The 229-nt window shown below is 61.6% G+C and carries 1 pseudogene; it reads left to right on the forward strand.

What is annotated here, in order from left to right:
* Positions 1-229, forward strand: a pseudogene (locus tag AC6UDD_RS06995) (hypothetical protein); the annotation flags it as partial.

Consider the following 229-nt stretch of genomic DNA (forward strand, 5'->3'; position numbering starts at 1 on the left):
TACGTCACCCGCACCCATGTGGATTACTACACCGACAGCATCGACTTCACCAAGCTCAAGGTGCTGGACCGTTTCGATGGCGGCGTGGCCGGCCGGGGTGATTCACACCATGGCGAAGTGCACTTGGTACGCCGCGTGGCGGGCTACAAGAAGATCCGCTACTACACCCACGAGAACATCGGCTACGGGCCGGTGAACCTGCCCGACCAGGAACTGCACACCACTGCGG

This window comes from Fructilactobacillus sp. X2R1C3 (assembly GCF_059901425.1).